The organism is Flavobacterium pectinovorum (genome assembly GCF_022802975.1).
Lineage (GTDB): Bacteria > Bacteroidota > Bacteroidia > Flavobacteriales > Flavobacteriaceae > Flavobacterium > Flavobacterium pectinovorum_B.
On the sequence record NZ_JAFEVZ010000016.1, the window covers coordinates 25577 to 39834 of the forward strand.

Genomic DNA, 14258 nt, shown 5'->3' on the forward strand with positions numbered 1-14258 from the left:
ATGGCAACAGTTCAAAATTCAAGCAAAAATCTGACAAGAGATTTAAGTATCAGTCTTTTTATTTACACATTGCCCATATTGGCAATTTACCTGTATTTTAAATTAAGTAATGGCGTTGTGAGCGAATCGCATCTTACTTTGCCATCATTTTTAGAATTTGCAAAACCTGTTTTTCAAAACATTAGTACCTGGGGCTTAGCTGTTTTTATGGTCGTTTTGGGAATTATCGAATTTACAGCCGGTCTCTACGATGACCAATGGACTGGAGAAGAACGCAAAATTGATATTGTAAGTTTCCTGGCCCCAAAATTGATTTTACCTCCGGTAATTGCTTTTTTCAGCTTAATTGTTTTACCGGTTTTAATTCCAAATCTTAAAAATTCCCTTTCATGGGTTCCTTTTTGGGGAGGCTTTTTCTTAATCGCTATTGCGGATGATTTAACGCAGTACTGGTACCACCGTTTGCATCATCAGGTGCCGTTTTTATGGCGTTTTCACAGAACACACCATTCAGCACCATACATGGGAATGGCGATGCTTTCAAGACAAAACTTTATTTATACCGTTTTCTTTTCACAAATTTATTTAACAGCCACTTTGACTTTTTTAGGTCTGGGACTGCCTGCTTTGTTTGTTTTGGTTATCAAAAGTTTTATCACTTTGGGAGCACATTCAAGTATCGCGTGGGATAAACCACTTTATAAATACAAAGTTTTACATCCGATTGCATGGGTTTTGGAACGTTTTATTTCTACTCCGGCTACGCATCACGCGCATCACGCCGATACGAGCGGAGACGGTGTTGGTCACTTTAAAGGCAACTTCGGAAACATGTTTTTTCTTTGGGATGTGATTTTCGGAACAGGTTTAATTACCCGTCAGTTCCCAAAATCATACGGAATCAAATCGTATAAGCAGGAAGAATGGTATGCGCAGTTTCTTTGGCCAATATTCAAATCTAAAAAAGAAGGAAGCGCACTGGCAGAAGGCGTTCTTTCTGTACCCTTAAAACAAAATACTACTATCATTAATGAAACTCAGCCTGCATTAGAAACGGTTCAATCTTAAAAATACCATGAAAAAAACACCACTAAATGCTTTATTAATCGGGTTAACAGTTGCTGCAAATGCTCAGGCACCAAAACAGGCAACAAGTTTTACCCAAAAGTCAAATGAAGCCGTTTATTCAAAATTAAACTTTGAAGATACCGAAGATTTTAAAGATGCCAAACGAGGTTTTATTGCTACGCTGGAAGACGGAAAAATTCTTTCGAAATCCGGAAATGTTGCGGTAAACCTCAACGACTTTGCTTTTATAAAAGGAAAAGCTCCGGCAACGGTAAATCCGGCGTTATGGCGTCAGGGACAATTAAACAACATTAACGGTTTATTCAAAATTACCGAAGGCGTTTATCAGGTCCGTTCATTTGATGCTGCTAACATTTCGTTTATAGAAACCAAAAACGGCTACGTAGTTATTGATGCTTTAACGATTGAAGAAGCATCTGCAAAAGCCTATGAATTTGTAAAAAAACATGTTGCCAACAAACCTATTTTAGCAGTAATTGTTACCCACAGCCACGGTGATCATTATGGCGGATTACAAGGTTTAGTTTCTGCTGAAGATATAAAATCGGGTAAAGTTAAATTTATAACGCCAAAAGGTTTTTACGAAGAAGCCGTTAGCGAAAACGTGCTTTTAGGAAATGTAATGCGACGAAGAGCGGGATATCAATTTGGACTAGGATTAGAAAGAAACGCAACCGGGCAGGTAGATATTGGTTTAGGAAAACCGTTTTTGAGTGGTGGAACTTCATCGCTTTTACAGCCTAATTTTGAAATTGAAAAAACCGGACAAACGATTAACATAGACGGTTTGGAATTGGTTTTTCAGCTTACGCCGAATTCTGAGGCTCCTGCCGAATTAACCCTCTTCGCCCCAGCTCAAAAAGTATTTTTTTCTGCCGAAATTGCCAGTCATACCTATCATAATGTTTTAACGCCTCGTGGTGCAAAAACCAGAGATGCCAAAGCCTGGGCCGGATATCTGGATGAAGCAATTGATTTATTTGGTGATAAAACTGAATTCGTAGTTCCGTCACACACCTGGCCGGTTTACGGACACGATAAAGGAATTACCTTTTTGGAAAAACAGCGAGATCTTTACAAATATGTTCATGATCAGACCGTTCATCTGGCTAATAAAGGTTTGAACAAAGATGAAATTGCCGAAGAAATAAAACTGCCGGCTGAACTGGCAAAAGAATGGTACAACCGTGATTTTTACGGAACTGTAAAACACAATGCCAAAGCAACCTATCAGTTTTATCTGGGCTGGTGGGACGGAAATCCGGCTGAGTATGATAAACTTCCTCAGGTTGAAGCAGCAAAAAAATATGTAGAATGGTTTGGCGGTGAAGAAACTGTTTTGAAAAAAGCCAATGAAAGCTTTCAAAAAGGCGAATACCGCTGGGTTGCCGAAGTATTAAAACATGTTGTTTTTGCCAATCCAAATAATACAGCTGCTAAAAATCTGCAAGCCGATGCCTTCGAACAAATAGCCTATCAAAGCGAATCGGGAATCTGGAGAGATTTGTATTTATCCGGAGCAAAAGAACTCCGCGAAGGCGTAACTCCTCCTAAAAATCCTTTAGATCGCAGTGCTGCCTTTTTATCAGCCCTGACTCCCGAAGCTATTTTCGAATATTTATCAATTACAGTTGATGGCACTAAAGCTGCCGGAAAAGATATCAAACTACGCTTTGTTTTTCCTGAACTGAAAAAAAACATTCTGGTTTATCTTAAAAACGGAGTTTTGCACCAAAGTGAAAAACGAGTAGACGAGAAAGCAGAATTTACCCTTGCCATCTCTAAAGAAAAGTTTGTGCTATTATTGACAAAACCAGAAACCGCAAGAGATATTTTAACTTCTGAAGGAGTGATTTTTGAAGGCGATCCTTTTAAATTCAGAGAACTGGCCAGTGTTTTTGAACCTGCAAATCCGTACTGGAATATTGTAACCCCTTAAAAATTTAAATTATGAAAAATATACTATTTAAAAACAGCATCTCTGCCCTGATCCTTTTTGTAACCATTATCGGTTTTGCGCAGAATAAAAGTTCAAATACAGTCTCGCTTGATGTTTTTTACAGCAAAATTCAAAATGAAAAGAATCCGCAGATTATTGATGCCAGGGGTGCTGAAGAATTTGCTTTAAACCATATCAACGGAGCGGTAAATTTCAATCTGGAATCAAAAGATTATGCCAAACGTATTGCGGCTTTAGACAAATCAAGACCTGTATTTACCTATTCTATCGGGGCAGGAAGAAGTGTCTGGCTGGCTGACGATTTATTAAAAAAAGGTTTTAAGGAAGCCTATAGTTTAGAAGGCGGAATTGCCAACTGGATTGGCAACGGAAAACCTTTTTATGTCAACTCCAAAAGCAAATTAACTTTGGATGAATACAATAAAATCATTACCGATAATAATACCGTTCTGGTAGATATTGGCTCTAAATATTGTGCACCGTGCAAAAAGGTTAAACCCGTTCTGGAAACCATTAAAGCTGAATACGGAGAAAAGGTAAAAATTGTCGAAATAGAACTGGAAGAAAGTCCACAGATAATTGCCGATTTAAAAACCGTAAAAATATTCCCTACCCTTATTTTATATCAAAACGGTCAGATTATTTTCAAAAAAGAGGGATTCTCCAATTTGAAAAAAGATGTTGATGTCATTTTGGCTCAGAATAATTAATAAAAAGAAAGAAATCAGAAATAAATGTCATCCTGAGCGGAGTCAAACGAACTCAGCCTGACGCCTGTTTTTAATTTCACAACAGTAAAGTTTGTTTGTTTTGTTTTTTTGCTAATCCTGCAAGGTTTCTAAAACCTTGTAGGTTTATCATTTTAAAACCATCAAATCTTATTAATAATAGAAAAAAATTCCTCATTTTATTATCAAAATTTATATGGCAATATCCCAAAAAATTAAAAAGATTGGTTTACCAATTTTAATTGTCCTCATTATCGCTTCTGTATTTTTGTTTTGGCCCATCAATACAGACGGTACACTGATTAAGGCTGACGAAAAATTAGCCGAAGGAAAAGCAGCATTTCTGTCCGAAAAAGACACTTCTAAAACTTCAGAAAAAAAACCGAACATAATCATTCTCCTTGCCGATGATTTAGGCAAATATGATATTTCATTATACGGAGGAAAATCCACTCCGACACCTCAAATAGATTCTCTGGCTGCTTCGGGAGTTACTTTTACAGATGGTTATGTTTCCTCATCAATTTGTTCTCCTTCAAGAGCAGGCTTACTTACAGGCCGGTATCAGGAGCGATTTGGTCACGAGTTTCAGCCTGGCGACCGATATCCAAAAAACAATCTGGAGTATTACGCTTTCAAATATCTGATGAATACAGATAATTGGAAATTAAATCCAAAAATACAATATCCAAACGATGCTTCAATCGCAACGCAAGGTTTGCCTCAGTCTGAAATAACTTTTGCTGATCTGGCAAAAAGAAAAGGATACAGCACCGCTATTATCGGAAAATGGCATTTGGGACACAACAAAGGTTTTTTTCCTTTAGACAGAGGCTTCGATTATCATTACGGATTTTATCAGGCGTTTTCGCTTTTTGCACCCGAAGATGATAATCCGGATATCATCAACCATCATCACAAAGATTTTACCGATAAAATGATTTGGGGCAATGGCCGTGTTGGAATTGGAAAAATTCGAAGAGATACCACTATCACTGACGAAAAAGCCTATTTGACCGAAAAATTTGCAGAAGAAGCCGAATCGTTCATTGATAAAAATAAGACCAAACCATTTTTATTATATGTTCCTTTTAATGCGCCTCACACGCCTTTTCAGGTCCGCAAGAAATATTACGACCGTTTTCCGAATGTAAAAGACGAAAACAAACGGGTGTATTTTGCCATGATCAGTGCCTTAGATGATGCTATTGGAAGAATCAGAGCCAAAGTAAAAAAAGAAGGCCTCGAAGAAAATACGTTAATCGTTTTTGCCAGTGACAATGGTGGTGCCGATTATACTTTTGCTACCACCAACGCTCCGCTTAAAGGAGGCAAATTCTCCCATTTTGAAGGCGGAATCAATGTGCCGTTTGCACTTTCGTGGAAAGGAAAAATAAAACCGCATACTATTTACAAAACACCGGTGAGTTCACTGGATATTTTCAGTACGATTGCGGCTGCAATTCATTCTGACTTGCCAAAAGACAGAGTTTATGACGGCGTTGATTTAATTAGTACCGTGAACAATAATAAAGAAGCACACAAAAATCTATACTGGCGTTCCGGAGATGCCAAAGCCATCAGAAGTGGTGACTGGAAACTGATTATCAGCGGAAAAACACATCAGCAGTGGCTCTATAATCTGACTTCTGATAAATCTGAAAAAACAGATCTGGCACAAAAAAATCCGGAAAAAGTAAAAGAACTTCAGGCAGCCTTGCAAAACTGGGAAAAAGGACTTGTAAAACCTTTATGGCCAAATTTAACCTATTATGAATTTAATTTTGGTACTCAAAAATACTTTGTCGATTTGTAAAGTTTAAACACATAAAAACATAGCATTTGCTAACTTTAAAAAGTCGTTTTAACCCTTTAAAAATATAGAAGAGATACTCCGTTTCATTTTTAAATTGCCTATAACTTTAGCTGTAGGTTTTAAATTTGGTAACTTTTGGGCTTTAGCCAGACTTTTTTATTAGGCTAAAGCCCATCAAACTTATTCATAATTTATCTGCAGCTAAAGCTGGAGCCAACTCAAACCAAACTTTATAAAAATAAACTAATGTCAATAAAAACAAAACAACTTAGCCTTCACGAAGACTGGACTGTCGTACTTTTAGGATTTGTAATCATCGGAATTTCGCTGTTTGTATTTCTTCCTGAAGTGCCGGTATTCAAATGGTCCAACGGAACTGATTTACTGAATAATGTATTTGCTCTCGGAAATCTGCAAGTTCTGTTGGTTCAGTTTATTTACCTGACTGTCATAGGAAGTATCGCCGCCTATTTAGTTGGTAAATCAGTAAAAAACTTTTTATTGGGTTTCCCAATCGTATATCTGTTGACTGTTTTGGCGCTGATAATAGCCGGAAATACTTTTATAAAAGGACTCAATTTAGAAGCTGTAATTTTTAGTCTGGTTATTGGTCTGGCAATTGGCAATTTTTTCAAACTGCCGGAATGGTTTCGTTCTGCACTTTCGACGGAGGTTTTTGTAAAAATAGGTTTGGTTTTGTTGGGAACAAGCGTCATTTTTTCAGACATCCTGAAAGCGGGTTCTTTAGGATTAATTCAGGCATTGGTGGTGGTTTTGTCGGTTTGGTATTTTGCTTTCTGGCTTTGTAAAAAACTAAAAGTCGATGATGAATTAACAATGATGATTTCGAGTGCGGTTTCTATTTGCGGGGTTTCGGCAGCAATTGCAACCTCAGGTGCCATTAAGGGTGATTCAAAAAAACTCTCGTATGTGATTTCGATGGTATTGGTAACTGCGATTCCGATGATGATCTTTATGCCGGTTATCGCCAAATATTTCAATTTTCCCGAAGAAGTTACCGGAGCCTGGCTAGGTGGAAGTATAGATACATCCGGAGCCGTTGTGGCATCGGGAACACTGGTGGGAGAAACGGCTTTGAAAATCAGTACGATTGTCAAATTTTCACAAAATGTATTGTTAGGACTCGCCGCTTTTGCCATCTCTGTTTACTGGACCTATACTCATAACAAATCTGCCGAAGCTGTTACCTCAAAACCAACATTGGGTGTTATCTGGGAGCGTTTTCCAAAATTTGTAATTGGCTTTATTCTGGCTTCGTTAGTCTTTTCTTTTCTGCTTACTTCCGAAACACGAGATGCTGTAAAAGACAGTCTGAAAAATCTACAGGGAATTTGGTTTGCCCTTGCTTTTACCAGTATCGGTTTAGAAACTAATTTCAAAGATTTATTCAGTAATAACAGTAAAAAACCTTTGTACGCATTTTTAATTGCTCAGTTTTTTAATGTGATCATCACCCTGATTATTGCTTTTTTATTGTTTGGATAAAATTTAGAGCATTATATTTTAAAATCTAAGGTTAATATAAAATATCTTGGTAATAAACTATTTTGATAAATCGTTGTTTGAAAATCTGAATTATCCGTTTGAGAATAAAATTTATTGTCTAATAGATTTTTGCCTGAAAGCCAAAACTCTATCCATTTTGTTCGTTGTGGTTTATACTTAACTTCAAAATCTAAGAAAGTAAAATCATCTAAATTATTTGTGTTTGGTAAATAATAGTCATAATTAAATGTAAACAACCAAAATTTACTTGGTTTAATTAATATTTTAAAACTATTATTTAGTGATATATTTCTGTTACTATCGTAATCATCAGATTTAAAACTTATAGTGCTATAATTAAATTTATTTTGAAAGTTAACCGGAAGTCGGAACGAAGTACTTAAATAGAAATAAGCATTATAATTTAAAGACTGATTATTTCTTAATTCACTTTGATTTATGACATTTTTGTAATTACTATGACCGAAATTTGATACATGCTTAATAGTACTATTTATAAATTTTATATATTTTTCAACACCAATATTCAATGAATAATTTTCAATGTTTGTTGGTGATTGAAATAAGGTATAAATTGTGTAGTCATTTTCGATATCTACAGCTGATAAATAAGTATTTTTTTTGTTATCATAAATCAAACCGAAGTTTGTCGAAAAGGAAGTAAATAAATCGTTGAATCTATAATTTAATGTATAGTTTTGATTCTGTTGCAAATCTAAATTAAAAATATTCTTTTTTATGAATCGGTTATTTTCAGCGATAAAATTCGTAAATAAATTCTCTGCTTCCGGTGATTTCTCTTCATAACTCCCTGATAGTTTAAATGATGATTTACTATTTAAAAGATATGAGATGTTTAAAGTTGGAATAATAACAAACGAGTTTTCGATTGTATTAAAGCCATTATTTCTATCCTGATAATTTTGATTTATGTTAACTACTTTTAAAGTTGGCTGAAATTTAAAATTTTCAATAAAATAGGTTGTGCTAATTTCCGAAAATATAGATGATTTTTTATACTTATTATCATTTTTAAAATCTGGATTAATTTCAATATTATCTTCAGATAAACTTGAATTTAAAGAAACATCTTGAATATTGTAACCTGTAATAAAGGTATATTTTAACTTTTTAAAATTACCCAGTAAGATTAATTTATTAGAAAAATACGATTTCTTAAAATGACTTTTTTGCAAATTGCCGCCAAATGAAAAAGATATTGGCTCAATATTTAATTCTTGCGGAGCTGAATTTACAGAATAAAGTGAAATGTATTGTAGCGCCTTTTTATCATCTATTTTGTAAGTATATTGTAATTTATTTTTCCAAAATAAGTTTTCAGTATTTAATATTGATTTAAAAGGAGAAAAACCACTTTGCGAAACAGAATTTAAGCTATTTATTTTTTCGTTTCTAAAAGCCGTTTCTATTTCTAAAAGAGACAATTTACTTGTATTGTAAGTAAGTTTTAATTCTAACTGTTTGTTCTCAGGTTTTTTTACTCTCTCTGTTAGATCGTTATAATTTATGCTTTCAGAATTAAAAAAAGTGTTATTTTTTTCTAAAAGATATATTTTGTCCCTTATAAAAGATACATTAGTATTTAAAGACAGTTTTTGAGAAAACCTGTAAATACTATTGTAATTTAATGCAAACTGATTATTGATATTGGCTCTTTGAGTATCAAAATTACTTGAAAAAATATTTTCCGGAATTATTGTTTTGGCTAAAAGTTCATTATTATTTATATCCTCTAAAGTCGCATTCATCGAAAAATAATCTTCAGCAGAATTATTCATTCCTACATTATTATAGCTTAAATTTGCAAATGATTTATACTTTTTGGACACACTTAAAAGATTAATTTTCAAGTCATTCCGTGGGTTATTGCCACTATCAAATCCACTTCCTAAATTTCCATTTCCTGAAATGTCCGTTTTTCCTTTTTTAAGTTTAAGATTGATTGAAACATTTTCACTGTTTTCGATTCCTTTCAACAACGGATTTTTTGTATAATTATCTATAGCTTGCACCTGTTCAACCATATCTACTGAGATATTACGGGTTCCCATAGTATAATTATTTCCAAATAAATCATCTCCTTCCAGTTGTACAGAAACTACACTTTTGCCCCTGTATTTAATGGTACCGTTTGCTTCAACTTCCATTCCGGGAAGCTTTCTGATTAAATCTTCTACTTTATGCTCAGTACCGTCTTTGTATCCATTTGGATTAAATGTAACTGTATCTTCCTCAACTTTGTATTTTTCCTCCTTAATTACAATTTCATCTAATTCTGTAGCTTTTTTAAGTAAGGTAAAAGTGAAAGAATATGTTTTACCTTTTTCAGGATTTACAATACTGTCAATAATACTCTGATAACCAAAAGCAGACACTTCAATATAAATATTCAGATAATTTTTCTTTAATTCGATCGAAAATTCCCCATCATTATTAGACTTAAAAAACTCTGAAATCAAATTTTTGTTTTCAGAGTTTTTAATTATGATATTTCCGGTAATCGCCTGATTGGATTCATTAATCACTTTTCCTTTTAAATTTTGTGAATAGGAAAAATTCAGAACAATAAGTAAAATGGTGAAAAGTATATATGTTTTTTTCACTGAGAGATATTTTCTAACTTAGAAACCAGATTTGTTGGAATATCAATTAAGTAAGTTGTAAAAGATATTTGTCCTTTTGCAAATTCGATAGTTATCCCATTTTCGTTGGCATTTGCAATTTGTTTATTTTTTTTAGAAATCATAAGTTCAGTTATAGTTTCTTCATATTTATTATAGTCTAAGACTGGCTTACTTAAGATATATTTTTTTAAACTATCAAATTCATTAGTCTCAGTTAGTTTTTTCATGCTTTTAAATGTAATTTTTATATTACTGGTTTCTTCTGTAACTTCCATTATTAGCCCGGGTAATCCATTAAGTTTATACGGCCCAAAATTTATTTGTATTTCAGGCATAAACCAAATTGTGTATTTTCTGTCATTTAATGATAATCTTGCTTCCTGACAATTATAACTCTCAATTTTTTTAGTTTTTCCTGTTAATTCATATTTTAAATTGTCGCTATCGAAACTATAAATTATTTCAGAATTGTATAAAGGTATTCTTGTAATTGTATTCTTTTCTGTTGAGTAAAATAATCTCGAAATTTTATCATTATAGACTCCATAATAAGAATTGTTCTCAACATCAATTTTATAATTTCCACTTTCTCGTGGATCATTTATTTTGTAAATAGATTCATTATTTACTACATACAAATTACTACTGCAGACATAATTGTTTTGATCTTGAAAAGTATATTCAATTACAGTTTTTACCTGGGCGCTAATAGTGCCTGATAAAAAGATTAAAAAAAAGCAAATTGTTTTTATCATGTTTTGTCTTGTTTAATATTCTCTCTATGAAAGCACAGAGAGAATATAGTTTCTAACTATTATACGGTTATCTAAAAAATAAATATTGTAGTAAAAATAACACTTTTATTGTCTTCAAAAAAATTAAAAAAAATTTTGGATATCATTATATTAAATTTAACTTTGCCTATAGGATTAGTAGAGTTATTAATTTTATCAAAAAAATTATATTTTGAAAACAACAGTTAAAACCACACATCATATTCTTCTTGAAAATTACACGTATAACATTTCTTCTTGTATGTGTTGCTGTTACTAAATCTTCACGTTTATTTCGTTTCAATTGGTTAATCTTTCTAATTGAATTTGAAGCAATTCTTTAAAATCATCACAAGTCTTATTGTTTATACCACAATGTTTGCTGCATTTTTTGCAACAAAAAGCATCATGACTTATATCTAAATATTAAAATCAAAAACAAATTTAAAACTCAAACAAAATGAAGAAAATGTACAGCAATTGCTAAAAAAAATATTTCTGCGGCAACGGAAATATCAGGATTAAAGAAAATTTATCGCTAAATCAAAGGGTTAACAGAGAGTTTTAAAACAAACTTTCAGACTTCCTTTTATAATTACCAAAACTACATTACGCAATGAAAAAAAATATAAACATCCTTTTATGGATTAGCATTTTATTGATTTCAGCCGGAATTAATGCCCAAAATACGGACCCGCTTATACAATCAAAACTGAATGGGACTGTTGTAGATAAAATTACAAATGAACCGATAATTGGAGCTTCAATAAATATTAAAGGCACTACTCATGGTGTAAATACCGATTTTGACGGAAAGTTTTTCTTTCAGACCGGACAAAGATTCCCTTACATTTTAATTGTTAGTTATATTGGATACAAGAAGGAAGAAATAACCGTAGACGGAAGCCCAGTTGTAATAAAATTGTCCCAAAACATCGAAGAACTTAACGAATTGGTGGTTGTGGGATATGGAACGATTAAAAAAAGTGATTTAACAGGAGCCGTTTCTTCTTTAAAAAAATCGGATTTTAATGTGGGTGCCAATGCCTCTATCGATCAGATGATTCAGGGAAAATCATCGGGAGTTCAAATCAACCAAACCAGTTCTGAACCGGGCGGAGGTTTATCCGTTCGAATCCGTGGACAAGGATCTTTGACAGCCGGAAGCGAACCCTTATATGTTATTGACGGTTTGCCTGTCGACAACTCCAATTTACTTTCAGGTTCCAGCGGTGAAGCAGGTTTAGGAACCAATTTAAATCCGAGGAATCCTCTTAATTCCATTAACCCAAATGATATCGAATCAATCGAAATTCTAAAAGATGCTTCATCTGCCGCTATATACGGTTCCAGAGGTGCGAATGGTGTTATTTTGATTACCACAAAAAAAGGTAAAAATGGTAAAACAGCTATTACATATGACTTAAATTCAGGTTTTCAGGTAGTCAATAATAACGTAGATATCTTATCAACTTTCCAATATATATCGGCTATGAATGCTTTATCTGTTGAGGAAGGCCGTGCTCCCGAGTTTACTCCGGCGCAAATTGCGGCAATTGGATCCGGTACTAATTGGACAAACCAAATTTATAGACCTGCAGTGATTAACAGCCATAATATTTCGGCATCGGGCGGGGACGACAAAACAACATTTTTTACTTCTTTAAATTATTTTGAGCAGGAAGGTGTGGTTAAAAATACCGGAATTGAAAAATTTATTGCAAGGGTTAATTTAGACCGAAAATTAAGTGATAAAGTCAATTTTGGAATTAATTTCAATACCAGTTTAATCAAAGATCAAAACAACTTAGACGGGGTTAATATAAATGAAGGTGCCGGACCAATCAATGCCGCATTGCTTTATGATCCAACAGAACCTGTTTATGCTGCAGATGGAACCGCCTTTAGTCAGTCAAAAAATTTAACGATAAATAATCCGCTTAGCTTAATTGAAGGGATTGACAGTAACAATAAAACCAATAGAACCCTATTGAATTTATACCTTAATTACCAAATTACAGACGCATTGGATGCCAAGCTTAATTTAGGTTCTGACAGGCAAAATACAAGAAGAGACATTTATAATTCTACCAAAACAATTGCAGGTGCATCTGCAAAAGGAATTGCAAGTATAGCTACATTGGAAAGATCAAATATCCTTGTGGAATATACGATGAATTATAAAAAAGAATTCAACGAAAAAAACAAAATCAATGTTCTTCAGGGATTTACGTATCAATATTTTGATCAGAGGTCTTTTGGCGGAAATATTCAGGGATTTCCTTCCGATGCATTAGGTACAGATAATTTAGGGCTCGGAAACACCAATAATGATAATTTAAGTTCCGGTCACGAAGACAATACGCTGGTATCTTCTATTACCAGAGTAAATTATTCTTATGCCAATAAATTGCTTCTTACAGCAAGTTTAAGAGCGGATGGATCTTCAAAATTTGGTGAGAACAATAAGTTTGGATATTTCCCTTCTATTGCTGCAGCCTGGAGAGTTATTAATGAAAAATTTGTTCCAAGCGTATTTAGCGATTTAAAATTGCGAGCCAGTTGGGGGTTAATTGGAAATCAGGATATTCCGAATTACTCTTCGATAACTACATTTAATTCGGGTACCAGTCCTGTTTTTAACAATGCAGTCGTGGCGGGAACCAAACCTTCCCGAATTGCAAATCCGGATTTAAAGTGGGAATCAACAGAACAAATAAACTTTGGAATCGATGCCAGTTTATGGAAAGGAAGAGTGAATATCGTAGCCGATTATTTTATTAAAAATACACGCGATTTACTTTTAAATGTACCCCTGCCTCAGGCAACAGGTTACCCTTCTATCTTAAAAAATGTGGGTAGAATGCAGAATAAAGGATTTGAATTGTCAATAAACTCTTTAAACATCGATTCAAAAGATTTTAAGTGGAATACAAGTCTAAATATCAGCGCCATAAAAAACAATGTTGTTGATTTAGGAGGCGTAAGCGAAATTGTTACCGGAAATATTCAGGGAATTGGGAATACGGCAATTCTTAGAGAAGGTTCTCCTGCCTACTCCTATTATGGATATATCGTAGATGGAATTTTTCAGAATGCACAACAGGTAAGTGCTTCGGCGCAACCAACTTCCAAACCGGGTTATCCAATTTTTAGGGATGTGAATGGTGATAATAAAATTTCACCGTTGGATCAAGTTATAGTTGGTAATCCTTTCCCGGATTTCACTTACGGAATCCAAAACACACTTACCTATAAAGACTTTCAATTTAGTTTCTTTTTTCAGGGACAAGAGGGAGGCGAAACTTTAAACGTCAATCTTTTGGAAAGTATGTACCCAAGTAATTTCAGAAGAAACAGAATGTCGGAAATGATTTTAGACAGATGGACACCTGCGAATACAGATACAAAATGGCCATCGGCAGTTCAGCCAACTGCTTACGGAGGAGGAAAAGTGAATAGTCTGATAATTCAGGATGCTACTTATTTGCGTCTTAAAAATGTGAGTTTTTCGTATGATTTACCATTAAAAAGAGACAGCTTTTTAAAATCATTAAAAATTTCCCTGACAGGTCAGAACTTATGGACTTTGACAAATTATATCGGATTTGATCCTGAGTCAAGCGCTTTTGGAAGAGGAAATGTTAAGGTGGATTATAACGGATATCCGTTGGCACAGACCTTTTTATTGGGTTTAAATGCTAATTTCTAACAATCAAA

Annotated in this window: 8 protein-coding genes; 6 read left to right on the top strand and 2 right to left on the bottom strand. The window is 33.8% G+C overall.

The window, feature by feature from the left end:
* The 5 genes from FLV_RS18100 (at window position 1) to FLV_RS18120 (ending at window position 7099) form a co-directional block, all read left to right on the top strand.
* A complete protein-coding gene (locus FLV_RS18100; RefSeq protein ID WP_243236099.1) occupies window positions 1-1068 on the top strand; it encodes a sterol desaturase family protein in 1068 nt (355 codons plus the stop codon).
* 7 nt (window positions 1069-1075) lie between these two features.
* Window positions 1076-3028 carry an alkyl/aryl-sulfatase gene (locus FLV_RS18105; RefSeq protein WP_243236101.1) on the top strand — a complete coding sequence of 651 codons (1953 nt, stop codon included), beginning with the start codon at window positions 1076-1078 and terminating at the stop codon, window positions 3026-3028.
* 11 nt (window positions 3029-3039) lie between these two features.
* A complete protein-coding gene (locus FLV_RS18110; RefSeq protein ID WP_243236102.1) occupies window positions 3040-3759 on the top strand; it encodes a thioredoxin domain-containing protein in 720 nt (239 codons plus the stop codon).
* Between the two features lie 214 nt (window positions 3760-3973).
* On the top strand, window positions 3974-5593 hold the full coding sequence (locus FLV_RS18115; protein ID WP_243236103.1) for a sulfatase-like hydrolase/transferase: 1620 nt from the start codon (window positions 3974-3976) through the stop codon (window positions 5591-5593).
* A gap of 246 nt (window positions 5594-5839) precedes the next feature.
* Window positions 5840-7099 (top strand): YeiH family protein, encoded by a 1260-nt coding sequence (locus FLV_RS18120; RefSeq protein ID WP_243236104.1) that lies wholly within the window; start codon window positions 5840-5842, stop codon window positions 7097-7099.
* Window positions 7100-7110: 11 nt separating this feature from the next.
* Here FLV_RS18120 and FLV_RS18125 read toward each other — a convergent pair whose 3' ends face one another.
* Together FLV_RS18125 and FLV_RS18130 are read right to left on the bottom strand one after the other, a co-directional pair.
* Window positions 7111-9744: a hypothetical protein gene (locus tag FLV_RS18125; RefSeq protein ID WP_243236105.1), complete on the bottom strand. Its 2634-nt coding sequence runs from the start codon at window positions 9742-9744 to the stop codon at window positions 7111-7113.
* Entirely contained in the window at window positions 9741-10520 is a 780-nt protein-coding gene (locus tag FLV_RS18130) for a GLPGLI family protein (protein WP_243236106.1), read from the bottom strand. Before FLV_RS18130 ends, FLV_RS18125 begins: the two co-directional genes overlap by 4 nt.
* Before the next feature lie 634 nt (window positions 10521-11154).
* Here FLV_RS18130 and FLV_RS18135 point away from each other — a divergent pair.
* Complete coding sequence (locus FLV_RS18135; RefSeq protein ID WP_243236107.1) at window positions 11155-14250, top strand: SusC/RagA family TonB-linked outer membrane protein; 3096 nt, start codon at window positions 11155-11157, stop codon at window positions 14248-14250.
* Window positions 14251-14258 lie beyond the last annotated feature (8 nt).